Origin of the sequence: Thalassococcus halodurans (assembly GCF_900108225.1) — a bacterium.
Lineage (GTDB): Bacteria > Pseudomonadota > Alphaproteobacteria > Rhodobacterales > Rhodobacteraceae > Thalassococcus > Thalassococcus halodurans.
In genome coordinates this window covers 216,326-237,337 of sequence record NZ_FNUZ01000002.1, presented here as the reverse complement: position 1 = coordinate 237,337, position 21,012 = coordinate 216,326, and the positions used below count along the sequence as shown (strand labels likewise).

Genomic DNA, 21,012 nt, shown 5'->3' with positions numbered 1-21,012 from the left:
CAATCACAGGCCATGACAGTCTACTATCGTCCCATCGTTTCACACGACCCTGCCAAACCGGCAGAAGCCGCCCCCGTCGCGGGAAGTGAATACCTATGGTTTGATCGTGCAGAACGGCTTTCACGCGATGGCGATCGCGCCATTGTCGCGGCGAAGGACGTTCCTGCTGACGTATTGCACCGCCTGACAGCCCGCCGCCCGCCCGTTGCCGGCGTTTCTATGGACGTGCCGTCGATCATGGGCATCGTGAACGTCACACCTGACAGCTTTTCCGATGGCGGTCGCCACAACGATGCCGAGCGCGCAGTGGCGCATGCGCAGTTGTTGTCGGCAGAAGGCGCCGATTTTCTGGATATCGGGGGCGAGTCCACCCGCCCCGGCGCAGAATTTGTGCCAGACGAAGAAGAAATCCGCCGCACGGCCCCTGTGATCGCCCGCCTGACCGCAGAAGGGCTGTCTGCGATTTCCATCGACACCCGTAAATCCATGGTGGCGCGCGCTGCCATTCTGGACGGGGCGACAGTACTGAATGATGTATCCGGTCTGGATTTCGATCCGGCCATGGCAGACCTTTGCGTTGAATTCGATCTGCCTATCTGTGTAATGCACGCGCAGGGCACACCGGAAACCATGCAAAACGACCCTCGCTACAGTGATGTCGTGCTGGATGTGTATGACGCACTTGAAAGCAAGGTGGATCGACTGGTCAACCTCGGCCTCGACCGCGGTAAGATTATCGTCGATCCCGGTATCGGCTTTGGCAAGACGCAGGCCCACAACCTTGCGCTTTTGCAAAACATCAGCATTTTTCATGGCTTGGGGTGCCCAATTCTTCTGGGCGTTTCGCGCAAGCGGTTCATCGGAACTATCGGCAATGCCCCCGAGGCGGACAAACGCGCTCCTGGATCTATTGCTGTCGCGTTGGCGGCGGTGGCTCAGGGTATTCAAATCCTGCGCGTCCATGATGTAAGTGAAACCAAACAGGCATTAGACCTGCACCTGGCAGTGACGAGAGGACATTTTGATGTCGCGTAAACTTTTTGGCACGGATGGCGTCCGTGGTACGGCAAATATTTTCCCGATGACGGTGGAAATGGCCGTGATGATCGGCGCAGCGGCCGGACGCTATTTCCGCAACGAACACGGTGGAGTGCACCGTGTGGTCATTGGCAAGGATACGCGGCTGTCCGGCTACATGTTCGAAAACGCGTTGACCGCTGGTCTGACGTCCACCGGCATGAATGTTTTGCTGCTTGGCCCTGTTCCTACGCCAGCCGTGGGCCTTCTAACCCCGTCGATGCGCGCCGATCTGGGCATCATGATTTCAGCCTCGCACAATCCGGCTGACGACAACGGCATCAAATTCTTTGGCCCCGACGGCTTTAAATTGTCGGACGATGCAGAAGCAGAAATCGAAGCCCTGATCGAAGAAGGCGTCCGGCCGGCCGACGCTGGCAATATCGGCCGTGCGCAACGGATTGACGATGGCCGTTTCCGGTATCAGGAACGGGTCAAAGGATCGTTCCCCACAGGAATGCGTCTGGACGGGATGAAGATCGTGATCGACTGCGCCAATGGTGCGGCCTATCGCGCAGCCCCCGAGGTTCTTTGGGAGCTTGGCGCAGAAGTGATCGCTGTGGGCGTGACGCCCAACGGCAAGAACATCAACGACAACTGTGGCTCGACCAAACCCCAATCTGCGGCGGAAACTGTGGTCGCCCATGGCGCGGATCTTGGCATCTGCCTGGACGGCGACGCGGACCGCGTCATCATCATCGATGAGACCGGCAAAGTCGCTGACGGTGATCAGATCATGGCGCTGATGGCCGCCCGTTGGGCGGAAGAAGACCGCTTGGCCAAAGGCACATTGGTGGCCACTGTCATGTCGAACCTTGGTTTGGAACGGTTCCTTCAGGGACGCGGATTGAATCTGGTACGCACCGGCGTAGGCGACCGCTATGTTGTTGAATCTATGCGTAAAAATGGCTTCAATCTGGGTGGCGAACAGTCGGGTCACATCGTGATGACCGACTATGCGACCACGGGTGACGGGCTGATGGCGGGTCTGCAATTCCTTGCGGAAATGGTCCGGACAAACAGCAAGGCCTCGGAACTGACGCAAAGCTTTGAGCCCGTGCCTCAGCTTTTGAAAAACGTTCGGTTTGAAACCGGCCAGACCCCGCTTGAAGTTGCGGCGGTCAAAGCCTCGATCGCCGAGGCAGAGGCTCAGCTGACCGGCAAAGGCCGTTTGTTGATCCGCAAATCCGGAACCGAGCCCCTGATCCGCGTGATGGCGGAATGCGAAGACGAAGGGTTGCTGGAACAGGTGGTCGACGGGATTGTCGCTGAAATCGCGTCTTCAGCAGCTTAAGCAGGTTTGGGGCGGCGAAAGAGCCGCCCTATCCGACGGGAAAACCCGTTGAGGATGGCCAGCATAAAGGCCCCTATCCCAAAACCTAGAGCGGCGAATGTACCGCCTTCGAAGGTTACCGGCACCGCCGGTTTATAACTGTCCCATGTCCGTTCCATCAGAACAGGGTCCGTGAGATGTGGCAGCAGGCTTGCGCGGGTAAAGGGCCCTGCCCCTTGCAATGCATTCAGGTCAGCCGACAGGTCTGACAACCTTTGGAAATTCGCGCTCATGCTGTCGGCACGGGCCGCACCGAACGCGCCACCTTGCGACAATTGATCAATCGCTTCATCCCGTGTCAGGTTCAGTTTGGCGGCGTCCGCATCGAATTCCGCCACGACGCGCTGTAATTCATCCACCGTTCCACCCAGACGCTGCGTGTACTGCTGTGAAAACTCGGGAAATTGCGAAAACCCGACGGCACCGCCGAACCCCGCGACCAACACCAATGTGCGCGCTATCATGCCCAACCTCGATCTTGTTTTGAGGGAAGTTTAGCACAGCCAAGCGCGAGCCGCATCAATCTAGAGATTAGGCCACAAAAAGCGCCCTGTGTTCGCGCAGGTAGGGGACAATCACATCGCGAAACGCGGATACGCGCGATCCTGCCCAGACATCGGCATGGGCCACCAACCACAGGTCTGCGTAAGTCTGCGGCGGGATGCACGGCACTTGAACCAGACCCTGCAATTTACGGCCTAAAAACATAGGCATACGCGCGATTCCCAGCCCTTCTTGCGCGGCACCGCCAATGGCGATCATATCGTCAAAGCGGTAGCACACCTTGGAATTCGGCCAACCTTCGCGCACCGTTTTTGGCAGGTCCGAGTGCCCGGAAAACAAGATCCAATCAAGCGGCGCGTCGGGCCCTTCCGCGATCCGGTCCGCCCATTCCTGAGTGGCAAAACTGGCCGAGTCCTGACCGGTCAGGCGCAACCCCTTCAGGCTATCGCCGGGCGCGTTGCTGACACGGATGGCCACATCAGCCTCGCGCCGAGACAAATCAAGGCGGTCATTGGTTGCCAGAACATGCAGATCGATCAATGGGTATTTTTCACGAAAGATGCGCAAGGCCGGTGCAATAACATGGGCGATCAACAGCTGGGGCGCAGTGACGGTCAGTTTGCCGCTTAACCGCCCGTCTTGTGCCGATAGTTGGCGGAACAGGCTGTCCTGCGACACTTCCATTTCCGCGGCTTTCGCAGCGATCAGTTGGGCAGCATCTGTCGGGCGATAGCCGTCAGCCAGACGTTCGAACAACACCTGCCCCAGCGACTCTTCCAGTCTGGAAATGCGACGCGAAACGGTTGTGTATGTCACGCCCAAAGCATCAGCAGCCCCGCTGAGCGTGCCGTGGCGAACCAACGCCAATGCGGTTTTCAGATCATCCCAATGTGCGTCCATCTGCACGTTTTCGCATAAGGCAAACGCGAAAGCACACATTTTCTCGCACCACGTGCCAAACTAGCTTGCGGTCACACACAAGCAGAGGACTTCCAATGATTTACGCGTTTGTAGAATTAACCGTCACCAATCCGGACAGCTTTGCCAAATACGGTGAAAAGGCTGGCGAGGCATTGGCAAAATACGGGGCCAAACCGGCAGCTATGTCGACCGAGCCAACCCTGTTAGAGGGTCCGGGCGATGCACCGGGGCGTGCCGTATTGCTGTCGTTTCCGGATCGCGAGGCCGCACTGGGTTGGATCAATGATCCGGAACTGGCCGACACCCACGCATTGCGTCAGGCGTCAGGCCATTGCCGGATCACGTTGATCGGCTGATTTTGGGATCGTCCAGAGCCGCCTCTTACAGCGATGCGTAAATCTGGGCGATCTTTTCGACGGCCTGTTCCGGCGGTAGCTCTTCGCTTTCGCCCGTGCGGCGCGAGGTCAATTCGACGACACCGTTTTTCAGACCACGAGGACCAACAGTAATGCGCCACGGCAGACCGATCAGGTCCATCGTTGCGAACTTGCCGCCAGCGCGTTCGTTGCGATCGTCATAGAGCGGCTCAAGACCAAGTGCTGTCAGCGATTTATAAAGCGCATCACAGGCTGCGTCCGCTTCGGCATCGCCCTGCTTCAGGTTCACGATGCCACAGTGGAACGGCGTCACGCCTTCCGGCCAGATAATGCCGTTTTCGTCATGGGACGCTTCGATGATCGCGCCCAACAGGCGGGACACACCGATACCGTGCGAGCCCATGTGAACAGGCACTTTATTGCCTTCGTTGTCCACGACGGTTGCGTTCATGGCTTCGGAGTACTTGGTGCCGAAGTAGAAAATTTGGCCAACCTCGATACCGCGTGCGGTGCGGCGACGTTCCTCGGGCACTTCGTTAAACACCGCTTCGTCGTGGGTTTCATCCGTGCGGGCATAGCGCGACGTGAACTCTTCCAGCACTGCCTGACACTCTTCGACGCTGTCGAAATCGATGTCACGGCTGCCGAACTTCAGGTCGGTGATTTCGCTGTCATAGAAGACCTCGGATTCACCGGTTTCCGCCAGAACAAGGAATTCGTGTGTGTAGTCGCCGCCAATCGGGCCCCCATCCGCACGCATCGGGATCGCTTGTAGGCCCATGCGCTCGTACGTGCGCAGGTAGGTCACCAGATGGCGGTTGTAGGCGTGCAGAGCATCTTCCTTGGTCAGGTCAAAGTTATACCCGTCCTTCATAAGGAATTCGCGGCCACGCATCACACCGAAACGCGGGCGTACTTCGTCGCGGAACTTCCACTGGATGTGATAGAGCGTCAGCGGCAGGTCTTTGTAGCTGTTCACGTGGCTGCGGAAGATATCTGTGATCAGTTCTTCGTTGGTCGGACCGTACAACATGTCGCGATCATGACGATCCTTGATGCGCAGCATTTCCTGACCGTAGTCATCATAACGTCCGCTTTCGCGCCACAGATCAGCCGATTGCAGCGTCGGCATCAGCATCGGGATGTGCCCTGCTTTGACCTGCTCTTCATGAACGATCTTTTCGATGTTCTTCAGAACCTTGTAGCCCAACGGCAGCCACGAATAGATCCCCGCGGACGACTGTTTGATCATGCCCGCACGCAGCATCAGACGGTGGCTGACGATCTGAGCTTCGGCGGGGTTCTCTTTCAGAACCGGAAGAAAATAGCGGCTAAGGCGCATGGTGGGCCTCCTGTGACTGGTGTTGCTAGCGTTCATGGGACAAGTCAGAGGTCTTGGCAAGAGACCGCGAATGGATTCATATTGTTGAAACGTATTCGTATGCCAAAGACCTATATTTCAAACGCGTCGCACCCCTGAGCGGCGCAATTCGGGGACAGATTAATGATGAAGGCAGTATTCCGGCTGATCACACATGGTTTGACGCTGTTGATCGGATTTGCGCTTGGCCTTTACACGCTTCCGATTTTGACCCAGCCGCCTGCTCCTGCACAGGACGTCTTGCAAAGCTCTGCAGAAAACGCGCGTTTTTCAGGCCGGTTCAGCCGCGATCTGAAAGGAAGCGACTTTCTGCATTGGGGCGAAGGCGCAATCCGCGTGACCGATACGCAAATTGTCCATGACGGCAAACTGGCACCCGGGCCGGATTACCGCCTGTATCTGATCCCTGAGCGCGCCGAGAACGAAGCGGAATTTCAGGCCATCAAAGGGGCATCGGCCATGATTGGACAGGTCGATAGCTTTAACGGATTTGCATTGGACATCCCCGCCGGCATCGCCACGGAAGATTACGTTGGTGTCCTGATCTGGTGCGAAGCATTTGAAGAGTTCATTACATCAGCCATTTACCGCCAGCCGTAACTTGCGTACGCGGCGAGGTTGGGCGATAAATCAAGAAACTTACAGGATTATTTCATGGCTCTGACAGTCCGCGAACAGCTGAAATATTGGGGGATCGCCGCGATCATTTTCGCCGTGACCCTTTGGTATCTTGGTGACGTGCTTCTGCCCTTTCTGGTTGGCGCTGCCATTGCCTACTGTCTGGACCCGATTGCAGACCGGCTTGAAGCAATGGGCTTTTCCCGTGGGTTAGCCACCGGCATCATCACCATTGCCGCGCTTCTGATTTTCGTATTGCTGGCTCTGCTGGTGATCCCGACGCTGATCAAACAAACCGGCCAGTTGATCAACGTGGCGCCCGACCTGTTACGCGATCTGCAAACATTCCTGTCGTTCCGTTTCCCCAACATCATGGCTGAAGACGGTGTTGTCCGCGAAACGCTGACCAGCATCGGAGACACGATCAAGGATCGCGGTGGCGAGCTGGTGCAAACCGCGCTGACCTCGGCTGCGTCGCTTTTGAACATCATCCTGCTGTTTGTGATCGTGCCTGTTGTGGCCGTCTATCTGTTGGTCGATTGGGACAACATGGTTGAGCGCGTGGATGAACTTTTGCCGCGCGAACATGCCCCCGTGATCCGCCAACTGGCGCGTGAGATCGACAAAACCATGTCGGCATTTGTGCGCGGGATGGGAACGGTCTGTCTGATCCTTGGCGTCTACTACGCTGCTGCGCTGATGCTGGTCGGGCTGCAGTTCGGCTTGGTCGTGGGCGTTATCGCCGGCATTCTGACATTCATTCCCTATGTCGGCGCCATTGTCGGCGGCATCCTTGCCGTCGGTCTTGCCATGTTCCAGTTCTGGGGCGAATGGATCTGGATCATCGCGGTTTGGGCGATCTTCCAGTCCGGTCAATTCATCGAAGGCAACTTCCTGACGCCCAAACTGGTGGGGGATAGCGTTGGGCTGCACCCTGTCTGGCTGCTGCTGGGCATGTCGGTTTTCGGCACGACCTTCGGCTTTGTCGGCCTTCTGGTTGCCGTTCCGATTGCGGCGGCTTTGGGTGTGATCGCACGCTTCCTTGTGCAGAAATACAAACACAGCCGCCTTTATACCGGCAAATCCCCTGACACCGAGACGGACTAATGAGCACACAACTCCGGCTTGACCTGCCCGTGCGTACCGCACTGGGCCGACGCGACTTTTTTGTCAGTGATGCCAATGCGCTGGCCGTGGCCCAAGTGGACCGTTGGCGGGATTGGCCATCGCGGAAAATGATCCTGACCGGTCCGGCGAAATCCGGCAAGACGCACCTGTGTCATGTCTGGAAAAACGAAGCACAGGCCGAGATCGTGCCTGCCGAGGCCCTGCCCCATCTGCCTATTCCTGCCTTGGCACAGACCTCTGTCTGCGTTGAAGATGTGGATCAGATCGCAGGCAACCGCGACGCGGAAGAAGCGCTATTTCATCTGCACAACATGGTCCTAAGCGAAGGCCATTCGCTGCTGCTGTCGGCCCAGAAGCCGCCGATGCATTGGGATTTGCGCATTCCCGATCTGAAAAGCCGCATGATGGGCACGGACGTGGCGCAGCTTGAAAAGCCGGATGATCAACTGCTGGCGGCCGTTTTGAATAAGCTGTTTACAGATCGCCAGATTGTCCCCATGCCTGATGTCATTCCCTATCTGGTTCGCTATATGGACCGCTCGTTCGATGCCGCCGATCGGATTGTCGAATTGCTGGATAGTGCGGCACTTGGCACGCCCCGCGGAGTCACACGCGCCCTTGCCAGCAAGGTGTTGAAGGGCCTAGACATTAGCGAAGAGCATCCCTAGCGCTTCTTCATAGAACCGTTACGGTGCATAAGGATAACGTGCTTATGTACAAAGCAGATTTTCTAGAAGCCCCGCGCCCGAAGCCGGTGAAACGTCCCGAATTGGACCTGACCGGTCCGGACCGTTTTCTGAACCGCGAACTCAGCTGGCTGAGTTTCAACTGGCGTGTTTTGGAAGAGGCCGAGAACCAGAAGGTTCCCCTGCTTGAGCGCGTGCGGTTCCTGTCTATTTCGGCGTCCAATCTTGACGAATTCTACAACGTCCGCGTGGCCGGTCTGCGCGAACTCGCAATGGCTGGCAACACCACGGCCGCCGCCGACGGGCTGACGCCAGCGCAGCAGTTGGTCAAGATCAACGAAAACGCGCGTGAATTGATGCAAAGCCAACAGCGCATTTTCGCGACTTTGAAAGAGGAAATGGCCCGCGAAGGCATTCAGATCCTATCGCGCCACGATATCACCGATGCAGACCGCGCCTATCTGAAAGAGGCATTTCTGGATCAGGTGTTTCCGGTCCTTTCGCCTTTGGCCATCGACCCCGCGCACCCCTTCCCGTTCATTGCGAACCTTGGCTACTGCCTTGCCCTGCAACTGGAGCGCGGAAAGAACAAGAAATCGCTGCAGGCGGTTCTGCCTATTCCCGCGCAGATCGACCGCTTTGTGAAACTACCGACCGAAGGCGACGGCCATCGTGTTCTGTTTCTTGAAGAACTGCTGTTGTTGCATATCGACAGCCTGTTCCCGGGCTATCAGGTCAAAGACCACTTCTCCTTCCGGGTCCTGCGTGACAGCGACCTTGAAGTCGAAGAAGAAGCCGAAGATCTGGTGCGCGAATTCGAAGTCGCGCTAAAGCGCCGTCGCCGTGGTGAGGTCGTGCGTCTAACGGTTTCTGCCGGTGCACCCGAAGCGCTGAAATCCATCGTCATGGACGAACTGGGCGTGCGTGACGATGAGGTGATCGAACTGGATGGCATGATCGGCATCGTCGACACCAAAGAACTGGTGCTGGACGAACGCCCTGACCTGCTGTGGCCCACATTCACGCCGCGCGTGCCTGAACGTGTGCAGGACCATGACGGCGATATGTTCGCCGCGATCCGCCAGAAAGACATGCTGCTGCACCACCCCTACGAGACATTCGATATGGTGGTCCGCTTCCTGAAACAGGCGGCTGTCGACCCGAACGTGGTGGCGATCAAGAACATGCTTTATCGCACCTCGCGCAATTCCCCGATCGTCGAGGCGCTGTGTGAGGCCGCAGAGGAAGGCAAATCGGTCACTGCACTGGTCGAGTTGAAGGCGCGGTTTGATGAGGCCGCGAACATCCGTCAGTCGCGACGTCTGGAACGCTCTGGCGCGCATGTCGTCTACGGGTTTGTCGATTGGAAAACCCACGCCAAGATCGCAACGGTCGTCCGCCGTGAAGGCGACAAACTGGTGACCTATTCCCACTTCGGCACCGGCAACTACCATCCGATTACCGCCAAGATTTACACCGACCTTAGCTTTTTTACCTGCGACGCCCAGTTGGGCCGCGACGGGTCGAAGCTGTTCAACTACATCTCGGGCTATGCGTTACCCGAAGGGTTGGAAAACCTGTCGCTGTCACCGCACACGTTGAAACCCAAACTGCTGGATATGATCCGCGCCGAAGCCGAACACGCCCGCGCCGGTCGTCCTGCAAAGATTTGGGCCAAACTGAATTCCTTGATCGAACCGGATATGATCGACGCGCTATACGAGGCCAGCCAGGCCGGCGTTCAGATTGATCTGGTCATTCGTGGCATTTGCGGAATTCGCCCGGGTGTCAAAGGCTTGTCTGAAAACATTCGCGTGAAATCCATCGTGGGCCGCTTCCTTGAACACAGCCGGATCGCTTGCTTCGGTAACGGTCACGGCCTGCCTCATAGCAAGGCCAAAGTGTTCATTTCCTCGGCAGACTGGATGGGACGCAACCTAAACCGTCGCGTGGAAACGCTGATCGAGATCAAGAATGACACGGTCAAGGCGCAGATCGTTAGCCAGATCATGGCCGCAAACCTTGCCGATGTGGCCCAAAGCTGGGTCATGGATGCCGACGGAAAGTTCACCCGCGATCCAATCCCCGAGGGCGAATTCGCGTTCAGTTGCCATAGGTTCTTTATGGAAAACCCGTCCCTATCCGGGCGCGGATCGGCGGGTGCTGCTGATGTTCCTAAACTGACGCACACACATGACGCATAAGCATGGCTCACTTGCTTGACCTATGGGGATGACTGGTTCACACCGGTATACAGACGTCGTCACGCCGGAGCACTTTATGGCACATGACACCTCCCCCGAAGCCCATGACTATGGCCCCTTCGGGCGTCCCTTGTTCGAAGACCCCAAAGTACGCGCCCTGTCGCGTGTGGGAGTTGTGGACATCGGATCGAACTCGGTTCGTTTGGTGGTGTTTGATGGCGCGGCGCGATCACCTGCGTATTTCTACAACGAAAAAATCATGTGCGGCCTTGGCGCGGGCATGTCCGAAAGCGGGCGCCTGAACCCGGAAGGACGCAAGCGCGCCCTGTCGGCGATGAAACGGTTCCACAAACTGGCCGAAAGCATGGGCGCCGCGCCGCTGACCGCTGTCGCCACTGCGGCCGTGCGTGAGGCCACTGACGGCCCCGATTTTTGCGACGACGTTCTGAAAGCCACAGGCATCAAAATCTGGGTCATCGACGGCGAAGAAGAAGCCCGCCTTTCGGCGCAGGGCGTTCTGCTGGGATGGCCCGGTTGCTATGGCATGATCTGTGACATCGGCGGATCGTCGATGGAGCTGGCCGAACTGGCCGATGGTAAGGTCGGCAAATGCCGGACGTCCGCGCTTGGCCCGCTGAAACTGAAAGATATCCAGGGCGGTAAAAAGGCCCGCGAGGCCTATATCAAAGAGGTCGTCGAAGGCCTTGCCCAGGAACTGGGTGAACAACGCGACCGTCTTTTCCTTGTGGGCGGCAGCTGGCGCGCAATCGCCCGCATTGATATGGAACGGCGCGGCTATCCGCTTCACGTTCTGCATGAATACCGCATGTCGAAAAAGCAGGTGCGCGAAACCCTGAAGTTTATCGCGAATTCCGATCTGGAAGAGCTTCGCGCCAAATGCGGCATATCCTCGACGCGTATGGCGCTTGTTCCTTTGGCCGCTGAAGTTCTAAAACGTCTGATCCAGACGTTCCAACCCGAAGACATCGCCCTGTCCAGCTATGGTATCCGTGAAGGTCTTCTGTACGAACAAATGCCCGACATGCTGCGCGAACGTGATCCGCTGATCGAGGCGGCGCGGTTCGCAGAAGCCAAAGACGCGCGCATGCCCGGTTTTGGCAAAAACCTGTATGACTTTGTGCGCCCACTATTTGCGAAATCAGACATCACCATCCTGCGGTTGGTCAAAGCCGCCTGCCTGATGCATGACGTCAGCTGGCGCGCCCACCCTGACTATCGGGCCGATATCTGTTTTGACAACGCAACCCGCGCGAACCTTGGTGGACTAAAGCACCGCGAACGTCTGTTCCTTGGGCTAGCGTTGCTTCATCGATATAAGAACAAACGCGACAACACCCGCTTTGACGAGCTACTTCAACTGATTGACGAACAGGGTGTGCGTCAGGCTGAAATCCTCGGCAAAGCCATGCGGTTCGGCGCCATGCTCTGGATGTCCGAAGACATGACCAAAGGCGCATCGCTGGTCTGGCAGCCGCGTAAAAAGCATTTGCTGCTGAAGCTCAGCAAAGACGCCGAAGCGCTGTTTGGTGAGGTGGCCGAGGCGCGGTTCAAATCATTGGCGAGTGCGTTGGAAGCAACCTACGACGTCAAGATCATCTAAAGCTCGATCTCGCCATCCTCGAGCGGTTTGGGCGCATCCGGTTTGCGACGGATAATGATATCGCCGTTCGGAAGCATCTCGGGTGCTTCATAGACGGACCAGTCTTCGACCTCGTCCAGAATGGCCCCCAATCGCGGCCCCATCTCCAGCATGAAGTTGTGAACGGCGGGGCCCGCGTCATCCATGAACTTCTTAAGCTCTTCCAGAGCTGGATCGATTTCCGAAATCATCCCGCGAAAAAACAATTCCATCCCCCGCTCCATCAACGAAAAACCGTCGTTCTCTTCCTCGGCGGCAACCGGAGACGAGAGGCTAAGAGCGATCAGAAGGGCTGTGGCTGTCTGTTTCATGACAGGAATATAGGTAGGCCAGCGCCATTCCCAAAGGGTCAAAGTTGCAAATCGACCGATACGGGGAAATGGTCAGACGCGGTTAAGAGGGCGTCGCGCAGCACTTCGTCATAGTAGCAATCGGTGTCATCAAACGGATGCCAGATACGCCAGTCTTGTGCTTTGGCCCTCAGGTTAGGGCTGACCAGAATGTAATCCAGCAAGGCCGACAGATACCGTTTCTGCGGCGCTATAAAGAAACGCGCGGTCGACGGGCGGGCGTTTACGGGTGATTGCAGAATTTGCGCAGCGTGCGGATCATAAAGTTCGGTCCCACCGTTGCCTTGGATAATTTCCAGCGACGATCGTCCAAACAGTTCCTCGAACTCATCCAGCCCCGGACCATCGTTCAAATCACCAAGCGCAATCACATCCTGCCCTGTAGCCAACAGGCTTTCGATCCTGCGCCGAAGCCAGATCGCCTGCGCCAATTGTTTACGACGGTTGGCAATGGACATGCGCATCACCTCGTCACGGCCGCGGGCCCCGTGTGGAGCCTTTGACTTCATGTGGATGCCCAGCATGTAGAATTCGGGCCCGGACACGTGCCGCACCGACAATTCCAAAGGCGGTTTTGAAAAGGTCACCTCGTCCTTGGTTGCGTCGATATCCAGATCGATCCCAAAGGTCTGATCAAAGCGCGGCGCATCTTCGCTTTCTTGTGGGGCATGCACGGGCGTCACAACGTCCGGGTTATAAAGCAGCGCGATTTCCTGCTGGGTGGTGTTCGGAAAGCCCGTAATCGCCGATGTCGCCCGCAGCCCATAACGGTCCGCGAAATTCACCAAGGCCTTTTCCGTAGACCGACGCCGGTTCGTATCCGGTGCTTCGATGATCATGATCGCGTCGGCATCCAACCGTTGGAACACCAAACCCAACGCATCCAACTGTTCGCGCCGCGTGATATTGCGCCGCGCGCTCCATTCCTGATCTTCCAGCAGATTGCCATCATCGTCGAAAAGCGCATCAAACCATTCGACGTTATAGGTGACCAACCGCATGTTTCATTCCTTAGGCCGCGTGGCGGGACGAGATTTCTTCCCACGCATTATTGATCGCGATCAGGCGCTTTTCCGACATCTTGATCGCCTCTTCCGGAACGCCCCGGGCGATCATCTGGTCAGGGTGGCTTTCTACAACCAACCGCCGCCATTTCTGTTTGATCTCATCAATCGGGGTGTCCGGTGTAACGCCCAGCACATTGAAGGGATCAGGCTTGGCATCAGGCACAAATCGGCAGCGCAGCCCCGCGAACTGGCGTTCGGTCAGATCGAAAATTTCGGCGACGCGTTCAAGGAAACTGTCCTCGTTCGGATGATAGGTGCCGTCCGCCATCGCGATGTGGAACAGCCCCTCCATCAAGTCGATCAGCACGCTTTGGTCGGTCTGGAACATGGCGCGGATACGTTTGGCATACTCTTCGAAGCCAGCCACGTCCTGACGGGCAAGGTTGAACACCCGTGCTGCACCGGCCTCATCCTCGGGTGCGATGTGGAACACCTCGCGGAAGGCCATGACTTCGGATCGGGTCACGAGGCCGTCGGCTTTGGCCATCTTCGCTGACAGGGCAATCACCGCAATCGTAAAGGCCACCGACTTTTCAGGCGGGGTTTTCAGGCGTTCGAACACCTGAGACAGCCCTTCGCCTTTGGCAAGCGCGGACAGAGCATCGGATATGCGAGACCAGATCGACATGCCCATTCTTTACGCCATCAGCCCACGGTTGTCAGTCGGAAGTCACAAGAATTTCTGCATCAGCACAAGATCCATCCAGCGGTCGAATTTGAACCCGACCTCGGGAAGGATGGCGACATGTTCAAAGCCTATCGCCCTGTGAAACGCGACACCTGCGGGGTTCTCTTCGCTGATTCCAGCCCAAAGGGAATGGATGCCTTGCGCTTTGGCATGTGCGCACAAAACGTCCATCAGCGCCCTGCCCGCGCCGCGTCCCGAGAAATCAGGATCCAGCTGGATGGTGTGCTCTTTGGTACGTGCATAGCCAACCCCACCCCGAAACGCGCCATAAGTGGCAAAACCGCCGATGGTGTCACCGTCTGAGGCAACCCAAAACGCGCCGGATTTGGATTCGATATCGGCAGCAACATCTTGGTCGGTTTTTTCTTGCGAATTGAACGTAACGGCTGTGTGCCTGATGTAATGGTTCCAGATCGCAGCAATTGCAGGTGCATCGTCCGAGGTGGCCGCGCGGATAATCAGGTCAGTTGGCATTTAAAGGGTCCGTTAAAATCCGCGCAAAGGTGCGGAGTGTCTCCGGTTTCGAACCGGATGCGATCATCATTCAGGAACGGCGCAAGAATGCTTTGCAGCTTTGATGCCTCTGGATGCGTGATGGTTAGAGCGGTCAGTGCCCAGTCCTGTCCAGCAAGCGAGACCCCCGGCAACACCGGCGTCTGCCATTCAATCAGTGCTGGGAAAAGTCCGTCGAACGGTAGAAAGCCGTCAGTTGGCACAAGCATGCGCCATTTCAGATCTCCGCGCTCTACATCAACGATGCGCGGCTCGACTGGCAACTGCACGACGGCGGCTTCGATATTGGCCACCCGACACACCCATTTATCCAGACGCGGCGGACCGCTGAAGTGATCCAGACCGAACCAGCGCGCATCTTGAGGCGGCGGGGCATCGGGATCTGTCGCGATGGCCTCAAGATAGAGATCATCGCGAAGCCCCAATAGGCGATTGTGGGTTCCAAAGCGAGCATGCTGCCCGCCTGCGCCAATCGCGCAATCAAACACACCTTCGACATGCTCGACCGCCGATTTTAGATCGGCACCAAGAACAGCGAGGTGATCCAGAACCAGCATTACCGCGCCTTGAACAAACCGCCCAAGATGCCACGGACAATGCGGCGTCCTGTGGTGCCTTTGAGTTCCCTCACAACGACCTTGGCAATAGCCGCGCCAAAGCCTTCTTCTTCCTTTTTTCGCGACCGGCGCACGGGTTCCGAGGTCGAGCGTCCGACGCGCGTACCGCTGTAACGGCGGCCCGCGTTGTATTCGCGTTCTGCAGCAGCCATTTCCTGTTCGCGTTTTTCAAGCGCCTCAGCCTCTGCGGCCGCCTTTTCCGCGCGACCTTTCAGCATTTCATAGGCGGATTCCCGATCCACGGTGTCTTTGTATTTCAGTCCCAAATCAGATGCGGACATGATCGCCGCCCGTTCCGCGGCACCAATCGGCCCAAGCTGGGAAGACGGCGGACGGATCAATGTACGCTCGACAATGCCCGGCACACCCTTTTTCTGCAGCATGGATGTAACCGCCTCGCCGACGCCAACCTCACGAATGGCCTCTTCCGTGTCGAAGCGCGGGTTTTCGCGGTAGGTTTCGGCTGCCATACGCAACGCCTTCTTATCACGTGCCGTAAAGGCGCGCAGTGCGTGCTGTACGCGGTTGCCCAGCTGTCCAAGAATATCTTCGGGAACGTCGTCTGGGTTCTGCGTAATGAAATAGACGCCGACACCTTTGGAACGGATCAGGCGGGCGACCTGCTCAACCTTATCGACCAGAGCCTTAGGCGCGTCATCAAACAGAAGGTGTGCTTCGTCAAAGAAGAAAACCAGCTTGGGTTTGTCCGGATCGCCGACTTCGGGCAGTTCTTCGAACAGTTCCGACAGCAGCCACAACAGGAACGTCGCATAAAGGCGCGGCGAGCCCATCAGTTTGTCAGCGGCAAGGATGTTGACCTGACCACGGCCATCGGCACCGACCCGCATAATATCGCTCAGATCAAGCGCGGGTTCGCCAAAGAACTGTGTGCCCCCTTGGTTTTCCAGAACCAGAAGACGGCGTTGGATCGCGCCCACCGACTGGACCGAGATATTCCCATAACGCAGGGACAATTCCTGACGGTTTTCACCAACCCAGACCAGAAGCGACTGTAAATCGCGCAGGTCCAGAAGCGGCAGGCCTTCTTCATCGGCTACGCGGAACGCGATGTTCAGGATACCTTCCTGCGCCTCGGACAGCTCCATCAGGCGAGAAATCAGCAAAGGCCCCATTTCGGCAACTGTCGTGCGAACGGGATGCCCCTGTTCACCGAACAAATCCCAGAACGTGACCGGAAATGAATCGTAGCCGAAATCGTCAAACCCGATCTTCGTGGCGCGTTCCATAAACGGCGTGTGCAACTTGTGGGTTTCTGTGCCTGCCTTAGCCAGACCGGACAGATCGCCTTTGACGTCGGACATGAAAACCGGCACGCCGGATGCCGAAAATCCTTCGGCCAGAATTTGCAGGGTGACGGTCTTACCGGTGCCTGTCGCACCTGCAATTAACCCATGCCGGTTTGCGTATTTCAGGTTCAGCCATTGCTTTTCGCCGTAGCCTTCACCACCGCCACCAACAAAAATTCCGTCGTCCATAACATGCCCCCACTTCGGTACCGTGCGGACGACACCATACTAAGTTAACCAATTGTCGCTAGGGTGAAATTGACCCGAACCACATGTCCTCTTCTGGTTTGGGTCACTTCCTCCCTGTCGGACTGACCGTGCCTTTCACAAGGTACGGTCTTTTTTTGTGCAAACGTCAAAAAAACTACCGAGTACCTATTATTTGACTGTTGACCGGTCTGTTTTCGCGGCGTAGCGTCAGGTCCATAAAAGGTCGGCCAGTCCGACGGGGAGAAAAAATTGAGAAGGGACCCTTTTGGGTTCCTTTTCTTTTTTCTTCATTCTTTCCAAGACTTGGCCTACACAAAATCGGCAAAACACCGCCGTCAGGTGGATATTCCCCCCCTGACACCCACGTACAGTCATGTTAAGCGCATTACGTTTAAATTTTCGCTCGGAGGAGCTTTTATGAAACCGTCACTGATCTCCCTGTCGCTGATTGCCCTTATGGCAGGCGCGCCTTCCTTTGCACAGGAAGCCGCTGCTCCCGCAGACGCGACAGAGACAGAACAGCCCGCAGCAACCGAAGCACCGGCCGACGCGCCGGCGCAGGCAGCTGAAGAAGGTAGCGACAGTGTTCTGGATACAGGCGAAGCCGTCACACCGGAAAATTCCAGCTACGTGAAAGAAACCATTGGCGATTGGACAATCCAGTGTCTGTCCACCCCCAATGGCGAAGATCCCTGCCAGCTGTACCAGGTTCTGAAGGGCGCTGATGGCGGTGCCGTTGCAGAGGTTAGCCTGTTCCAAGTCAGCAATCAGGGTCAGGCCGTGGCCGGTGCGAACTTTATCGTTCCGCTGGAAACGCTTCTGACACAGAAAATCACCGTGCAAGTCGATGGCGGCCAAGCCAAGCGCTATGATTTTGCCTTCTGCGCGCAGATGGGTTGCGTCGCGCGTGTCGGCTTCTTGCCGCAGGACATTGCATCGTTCAAAGCAGGCAACGTGGCCAACGTCACAATCGTTCCTGCTGCCGCACCGGATCAGAAAGTGACCGTACCGATGTCGCTGACCGGCTTTACGGCGGCGTATGACTCGCTGAACAAGTAAGCACTGCTTACACCGAAAATGAAAACGCCGGGGCTGTCCCCGGCGTTTTTCATTTCAAACCATCCAGAACCGCCAAAGCAGCCCGTTCACCGGGCGGTGGTCCGCCCTGCCCCAGACGTTCCATCGTGACAGCCATTGCCTCGGTCTGGCGTGACGGATCATTCAAAACCGACAAAACAGCCGGGGCGATCAGATTGGCCTGACAGTCTTTTCCGATAAATTCCGGTATCTCGCGCGTGTCTGACACCAGACTGACCAGATTAACCGTATCCACCAACAGCATCCTGCCAATAATCTGACGCGACAACCACGGCATATCATAGGCGATCACCATCGGTGTCTGCGCTGCCGCAAGCTCCAGCGCCACCGTGCCCGAAGCGGCCAATGCAACATCTGCAGCGCCAAAGGCCGCACGTTTGGTCGCTGCGAACCTTTCTGCATCAACACCGCGAGGATCAAGAACGGTGACGTTCACAGGCCAGTTCTGAACCGCCTCTTCCACCAGACCTGCCACATTGCCAGCAGCGGGAAGGACAAACCGAATGTCTGGGCGGCTTTCCGCAATCCGGCCCAGAGTTTCACCGAACGTATCAGCCAATCGCCCGATTTCGGAGCGACGCGATCCGGGCAAGACCAAGACAACGGGCGCATCGCCGAACCCTTGCACAGTTCTGAAGGCCGCGATCTCTTCTTCTGTTGCCACCTGCTCGGTCACCACAGGGTGCCCGACAAAGTCGCACCGCATGCCTGCCGCTTCCATATAGGGCGGCTCGAATGGGAATAGCGCCAGAACCTGATCCACATGCCGCGCCATTTTCTGCGCACGTTTGGGGCGCCACGCCCACACGGTTGGCGCCACGTAATGGACGACACGAATGTCGCTTTCGGCTTTGACCAGCTCTGCGACGCGCAGGCAGAATTCGGGTAGATCGATGGTCACCAGAACGTCGGGCTTTTCCGCAATGATCGTATTTGCCGTCTCGCGAATACGGCGTTTCAGATTGCGGTATTCCCTCAGGATTGCGCCGATGCCCATGATCGCGATTTCGGACATAGGGAAAAGACTATTCAGGCCCTCGGCAATCATATCTTCGCCACCAACGCCCTGAAATGAAACAGGTTCCTGCGATTGGGACTTCAGTCCACGCATCAAGGCCGCGCCAAGTTTGTCGCCAGACGGTTCCCCCGCAATGACAAAAACCTTCATGCCGCCCCCTTTTCGCGCACCCAAAGGAACAGGCCGTTCTGATCCAGTGTTTCGATCACCTTGTCCTGATCCAGCACGATAACACCACCCGCTTCAATCACTAGCCCGCGCAGCCCCATCTGGACCGCACGTTTCGCCGTGTCCAAACCGATTGTCGGCAAATCCACGCGACGGTCCTGTTGTGGCTTGGGCGCTTTATAGAACACAGCCCCAAGCGCCGCGTCTGCGTCCATCGCCATCATGGCGTCTGTTCCGCTCTCGACCTCGCGCTGCAAAATCTTGCCGTCGCGGATCAGACACGCCTGCCCCAGATCCTTGCGGCCCATTTCCCGAATTTCCTGATCTCCAGCCGCAACATCGCTCATGGTTTGCGGATCGGGTTGTGTTCTGGTCAGAATCCCTGCCTTCGGCAAAAGCCCTGGCGCCAAATCATGAGCGGCGCGAACCGTGATACCGCGACTTTCAAACACCTCGATAACCGCCCGCAACGCACCATCATCCCCAAGCTTCAGCGCCCTGAGCAAGATCGGAACCAAAGGCACCGTCCAAAAGTCCATGCGGGTGATTGCAAAACTTGGTCGGTCGATCCCACCGCAAAGGCAGACCTGGGTAACACCCTGCGCCTTCAAAAATCGCAGCAAACCGCCAAGCTTTTCAATGGGAAAGCGGAAGTCGACAACCAGATCATTGGGCGCAAATCCATCGACTGCGCAGACCAAGGGCCGAACGCTTTGCGCCAATGCAACTGCCTTTGGCAAATCTCCGCGTCCGGCGATCAGGGCAAGCACAGCTTAGCCCGGTGTCAGGAAGTGACGATCGGTTTCGGCCAGAACGAAATCGGTGATTTCCTTGACGTAGTCCGACGTTGTTTCATCCGAAAGGCGCTTGGCCCGCTCTTGAAACGCCCCTTCGCCCTGCGCCAACATCTGGAAGGCCGCCCGCAGTGCAGTGATGTCAGACCGGCTGACGCCGCGCCGCTTCAGACCGACCAGGTTCAATCCATCCAGCTTGCCGCGCTGCGCCTGAACAAGGCCATAGGGGATCACATCGTTGGTCACCATGGTTACCGCGCCAATGATCGCGCCACGGCCGATGCGAACAAACTGGTGTACGCCACACAGGCCGCCGACGATGACATCGTCTTCGATAATGCAGTGACCGGCCACAGCGCTGTTGTTCACCAGAATAACGTTGTTGCCGATAATGCAGTCATGCGCGACATGGCAACCGGCCATAAACAGACCGTCATCACCTACCTTGGTAAGACCACCGCCGCCAGCTGTACCGGCGTTCATCGTGACGTGTTCACGAATGCGGTTACGCTTGCCAACGACCAGCTTGGTCTTTTCGCCGCCGAACTTTTTGTCCTGCGGAATTTCACCGATCACAGCGAAAGAGTGGATCAGCGTGTCTTCACCGATCACCGTGTCGCCGGTGACGACGACATGGCTTTTCAAAGTCACGCCTTTTTCAAGCACCACTTCGGGGCCGATGTGGCAAAACGGGCCGACGGTACACCCGTCAGCAATCTGCGCACCTTCTTCGATGACCGCGCTTGGATGAATGACAGCGGCGCTCACGCGGGCATATCCATCATGGCGGTGAACTCGGCTTCAGCGGCCATTTCGCCATCAACTTCGGCCACGCCTTTAAACTTCCAGACCTTGCCGCCGGGCTTGCCGCGCACAGTCGTCAGGCGCATCTTCAGCTGATCACCCGGCACCACTTTGCGCCGAAATTTGCAGCCGTCGATCGCCATGAAGTAGATCAGCATGTTCTTGTCCATCAGTTCCAGACCAACACCAACCATCACACCAGCAGTCTGAGCCATCGCCTCGACAATGGTCACACCCGGCATGATCGGCGCTCCAGGAAAGTGGCCCTGAAAATGCGGTTCGTTCATGGTCACGTTCTTGATACCCACAGCAGACTGCGTGCCATCGATTTCCTCAACGCGGTCCACCAGCAAGAACGGATAACGGTGCGGCAGGATACGCGTGATCATATCGATATCTGCGGTTTTCAATGTCTCAGTCATGGACGGTCCTTTGGTGTTCTTTGGCAAACTGCCTAGCAACGTCGCGCCCTCTGGGCAAGTCGCAGGC

22 protein-coding genes are annotated in these 21,012 nt (G+C 57.1%); 9 read left to right on the top strand and 13 right to left on the bottom strand.

Annotated elements, in window-relative coordinates:
• Nucleotides 1–12: 12 nt before the first annotated feature.
• Nucleotides 13–1,035, top strand: coding sequence for a dihydropteroate synthase (gene folP / locus C4S59_RS06150; RefSeq protein ID WP_103910294.1), 1,023 nt, complete (start codon nucleotides 13–15; stop codon nucleotides 1,033–1,035).
• Entirely contained in the window at nucleotides 1,025–2,371 is a 1,347-nt protein-coding gene (glmM, locus tag C4S59_RS06145) for a phosphoglucosamine mutase (protein WP_103909609.1), read from the top strand. Before folP ends, glmM begins: the two co-directional genes overlap by 11 nt.
• Here the strand turns inward: glmM and C4S59_RS06140 are convergent.
• Entirely contained in the window at nucleotides 2,368–2,874 is a 507-nt protein-coding gene (locus C4S59_RS06140) for a DUF2937 family protein (RefSeq protein WP_103909608.1), read from the bottom strand. The genes glmM and C4S59_RS06140 overlap by 4 nt on opposite strands.
• A 67-nt stretch (nucleotides 2,875–2,941) precedes the next feature.
• Complete coding sequence (locus tag C4S59_RS06135) at nucleotides 2,942–3,814, bottom strand: LysR family transcriptional regulator (RefSeq protein WP_103910293.1); 873 nt, start codon at nucleotides 3,812–3,814, stop codon at nucleotides 2,942–2,944.
• 95 nt (nucleotides 3,815–3,909) lie between these two features.
• Between C4S59_RS06135 and C4S59_RS06130 the strand changes: the two genes are divergently transcribed.
• Nucleotides 3,910–4,191, top strand: coding sequence for a DUF1330 domain-containing protein (locus C4S59_RS06130; RefSeq protein ID WP_103909607.1), 282 nt, complete (start codon nucleotides 3,910–3,912; stop codon nucleotides 4,189–4,191).
• Nucleotides 4,192–4,216: 25 nt separating this feature from the next.
• Here the strand turns inward: C4S59_RS06130 and proS are convergent, their stop codons facing one another.
• Nucleotides 4,217–5,554 carry a proline--tRNA ligase gene (gene proS / locus C4S59_RS06125; protein WP_103909606.1) on the bottom strand — a complete coding sequence of 446 codons (1,338 nt, stop codon included), beginning with the start codon at nucleotides 5,552–5,554 and terminating at the stop codon, nucleotides 4,217–4,219.
• Nucleotides 5,555–5,716: 162 nt separating this feature from the next.
• On the opposite strand from proS, the gene C4S59_RS06120 reads away from it, so the two are divergent.
• The 5 genes from C4S59_RS06120 (at nucleotide 5,717) to C4S59_RS06100 (ending at nucleotide 11,850) form a co-directional block, all read left to right on the top strand.
• Nucleotides 5,717–6,193: a DM13 domain-containing protein gene (locus C4S59_RS06120; protein ID WP_234994697.1), complete on the top strand. Its 477-nt coding sequence runs from the start codon at nucleotides 5,717–5,719 to the stop codon at nucleotides 6,191–6,193.
• A gap of 54 nt (nucleotides 6,194–6,247) precedes the next feature.
• Nucleotides 6,248–7,318, top strand: a complete 1,071-nt coding sequence (locus C4S59_RS06115; RefSeq protein ID WP_103909604.1) for an AI-2E family transporter — start codon at nucleotides 6,248–6,250, stop codon at nucleotides 7,316–7,318.
• Nucleotides 7,318–8,007 (top strand): P-loop NTPase family protein, encoded by a 690-nt coding sequence (locus tag C4S59_RS06110; protein WP_103909603.1) that lies wholly within the window; start codon nucleotides 7,318–7,320, stop codon nucleotides 8,005–8,007. Before C4S59_RS06115 ends, C4S59_RS06110 begins: the two co-directional genes overlap by 1 nt.
• A 44-nt stretch (nucleotides 8,008–8,051) precedes the next feature.
• The gene (locus C4S59_RS06105; protein WP_103909602.1) at nucleotides 8,052–10,229 is read left to right on the top strand and encodes an RNA degradosome polyphosphate kinase; all 2,178 of its coding nucleotides are present in this window, start codon (nucleotides 8,052–8,054) and stop codon (nucleotides 10,227–10,229) included.
• 76 nt (nucleotides 10,230–10,305) lie between these two features.
• On the top strand, nucleotides 10,306–11,850 hold the full coding sequence (locus tag C4S59_RS06100) for a Ppx/GppA family phosphatase (RefSeq protein ID WP_103909601.1): 1,545 nt from the start codon (nucleotides 10,306–10,308) through the stop codon (nucleotides 11,848–11,850).
• On the opposite strand, the gene C4S59_RS06095 is transcribed toward C4S59_RS06100, so the two are convergent.
• From C4S59_RS06095 to C4S59_RS06070, 6 genes are read right to left on the bottom strand one after another with little or no spacing between them, the layout of a single operon-like run.
• Complete coding sequence (locus C4S59_RS06095) at nucleotides 11,847–12,200, bottom strand: hypothetical protein (RefSeq protein WP_103909600.1); 354 nt, start codon at nucleotides 12,198–12,200, stop codon at nucleotides 11,847–11,849. The two genes, C4S59_RS06100 and C4S59_RS06095, sit on opposite strands and share 4 nt — an antisense overlap.
• Nucleotides 12,201–12,238: 38 nt before the next feature.
• Nucleotides 12,239–13,240: an endonuclease/exonuclease/phosphatase family protein gene (locus C4S59_RS06090; RefSeq protein WP_103909599.1), complete on the bottom strand. Its 1,002-nt coding sequence runs from the start codon at nucleotides 13,238–13,240 to the stop codon at nucleotides 12,239–12,241.
• A 10-nt stretch (nucleotides 13,241–13,250) separates the two neighbouring features.
• Nucleotides 13,251–13,934, bottom strand: a complete 684-nt coding sequence (locus C4S59_RS06085; RefSeq protein ID WP_103909598.1) for a molecular chaperone DjiA — start codon at nucleotides 13,932–13,934, stop codon at nucleotides 13,251–13,253.
• Nucleotides 13,935–13,976: 42 nt separating this feature from the next.
• The gene (locus tag C4S59_RS06080) at nucleotides 13,977–14,468 is read right to left on the bottom strand and encodes a GNAT family N-acetyltransferase (RefSeq protein ID WP_234994696.1); all 492 of its coding nucleotides are present in this window, start codon (nucleotides 14,466–14,468) and stop codon (nucleotides 13,977–13,979) included.
• Nucleotides 14,453–15,064, bottom strand: a complete 612-nt coding sequence (locus tag C4S59_RS06075; RefSeq protein ID WP_103910291.1) for a VOC family protein — start codon at nucleotides 15,062–15,064, stop codon at nucleotides 14,453–14,455. The genes C4S59_RS06080 and C4S59_RS06075 overlap by 16 nt, the downstream gene beginning before the upstream one ends.
• The gene (locus C4S59_RS06070; protein WP_103909597.1) at nucleotides 15,064–16,620 is read right to left on the bottom strand and encodes a helicase HerA-like domain-containing protein; all 1,557 of its coding nucleotides are present in this window, start codon (nucleotides 16,618–16,620) and stop codon (nucleotides 15,064–15,066) included. Before C4S59_RS06070 ends, C4S59_RS06075 begins: the two co-directional genes overlap by 1 nt.
• A gap of 438 nt (nucleotides 16,621–17,058) precedes the next feature.
• Between C4S59_RS06070 and C4S59_RS06065 the strand changes: the two genes are divergently transcribed.
• A complete protein-coding gene (locus C4S59_RS06065) occupies nucleotides 17,059–17,700 on the top strand; it encodes an invasion associated locus B family protein (RefSeq protein WP_103909596.1) in 642 nt (213 codons plus the stop codon).
• Nucleotides 17,701–17,749: 49 nt separating this feature from the next.
• Here C4S59_RS06065 and lpxB read toward each other — a convergent pair whose 3' ends face one another.
• Genes lpxB through fabZ form a run of 4 tightly spaced genes read right to left on the bottom strand, consistent with a single transcriptional unit; the run spans nucleotide 17,750 to nucleotide 20,945 of the window.
• Nucleotides 17,750–18,907 carry a lipid-A-disaccharide synthase gene (gene lpxB, locus C4S59_RS06060; protein WP_103909595.1) on the bottom strand — a complete coding sequence of 386 codons (1,158 nt, stop codon included), beginning with the start codon at nucleotides 18,905–18,907 and terminating at the stop codon, nucleotides 17,750–17,752.
• Nucleotides 18,904–19,695, bottom strand: a complete 792-nt coding sequence (locus C4S59_RS06055; RefSeq protein WP_103909594.1) for an LpxI family protein — start codon at nucleotides 19,693–19,695, stop codon at nucleotides 18,904–18,906. Before C4S59_RS06055 ends, lpxB begins: the two co-directional genes overlap by 4 nt.
• A 3-nt stretch (nucleotides 19,696–19,698) precedes the next feature.
• Nucleotides 19,699–20,487, bottom strand: a complete 789-nt coding sequence (lpxA, locus tag C4S59_RS06050; RefSeq protein ID WP_103909593.1) for an acyl-ACP--UDP-N-acetylglucosamine O-acyltransferase — start codon at nucleotides 20,485–20,487, stop codon at nucleotides 19,699–19,701.
• A complete protein-coding gene (fabZ, locus tag C4S59_RS06045) occupies nucleotides 20,484–20,945 on the bottom strand; it encodes a 3-hydroxyacyl-ACP dehydratase FabZ (RefSeq protein WP_103909592.1) in 462 nt (153 codons plus the stop codon). Before fabZ ends, lpxA begins: the two co-directional genes overlap by 4 nt.
• Between the last annotated feature and the right edge of the window lie 67 nt (nucleotides 20,946–21,012).

Coding starts and splice junctions, on each gene's coding strand:
- C4S59_RS06120 (WP_234994697.1), top strand. CDS start 5,717: ATGATGAAGGCAGTATTCCGGCTGATCACACATGGTTTGACGCTGTTG.
- C4S59_RS06130 (WP_103909607.1), top strand. CDS start 3,910: ATGATTTACGCGTTTGTAGAATTAACCGTCACCAATCCGGACAGCTTT.
- C4S59_RS06115 (WP_103909604.1), top strand. CDS start 6,248: ATGGCTCTGACAGTCCGCGAACAGCTGAAATATTGGGGGATCGCCGCG.
- C4S59_RS06070 (WP_103909597.1), bottom strand. CDS start 16,620: ATGGACGACGGAATTTTTGTTGGTGGCGGTGGTGAAGGCTACGGCGAA.
- lpxB (WP_103909595.1), bottom strand. CDS start 18,907: ATGAAGGTTTTTGTCATTGCGGGGGAACCGTCTGGCGACAAACTTGGC.
- fabZ (WP_103909592.1), bottom strand. CDS start 20,945: ATGACTGAGACATTGAAAACCGCAGATATCGATATGATCACGCGTATC.
- C4S59_RS06135 (WP_103910293.1), bottom strand. CDS start 3,814: ATGGACGCACATTGGGATGATCTGAAAACCGCATTGGCGTTGGTTCGC.
- C4S59_RS06095 (WP_103909600.1), bottom strand. CDS start 12,200: ATGAAACAGACAGCCACAGCCCTTCTGATCGCTCTTAGCCTCTCGTCT.
- C4S59_RS06065 (WP_103909596.1), top strand. CDS start 17,059: ATGAAACCGTCACTGATCTCCCTGTCGCTGATTGCCCTTATGGCAGGC.
- C4S59_RS06085 (WP_103909598.1), bottom strand. CDS start 13,934: ATGTCGATCTGGTCTCGCATATCCGATGCTCTGTCCGCGCTTGCCAAA.
- C4S59_RS06100 (WP_103909601.1), top strand. CDS start 10,306: ATGGCACATGACACCTCCCCCGAAGCCCATGACTATGGCCCCTTCGGG.
- C4S59_RS06090 (WP_103909599.1), bottom strand. CDS start 13,240: ATGCGGTTGGTCACCTATAACGTCGAATGGTTTGATGCGCTTTTCGAC.
- C4S59_RS06080 (WP_234994696.1), bottom strand. CDS start 14,468: ATGCCAACTGACCTGATTATCCGCGCGGCCACCTCGGACGATGCACCT.
- proS (WP_103909606.1), bottom strand. CDS start 5,554: ATGCGCCTTAGCCGCTATTTTCTTCCGGTTCTGAAAGAGAACCCCGCC.
- C4S59_RS06105 (WP_103909602.1), top strand. CDS start 8,052: ATGTACAAAGCAGATTTTCTAGAAGCCCCGCGCCCGAAGCCGGTGAAA.
- C4S59_RS06140 (WP_103909608.1), bottom strand. CDS start 2,874: ATGATAGCGCGCACATTGGTGTTGGTCGCGGGGTTCGGCGGTGCCGTC.
- C4S59_RS06110 (WP_103909603.1), top strand. CDS start 7,318: ATGAGCACACAACTCCGGCTTGACCTGCCCGTGCGTACCGCACTGGGC.
- folP (WP_103910294.1), top strand. CDS start 13: ATGACAGTCTACTATCGTCCCATCGTTTCACACGACCCTGCCAAACCG.
- C4S59_RS06075 (WP_103910291.1), bottom strand. CDS start 15,064: ATGCTGGTTCTGGATCACCTCGCTGTTCTTGGTGCCGATCTAAAATCG.
- glmM (WP_103909609.1), top strand. CDS start 1,025: ATGTCGCGTAAACTTTTTGGCACGGATGGCGTCCGTGGTACGGCAAAT.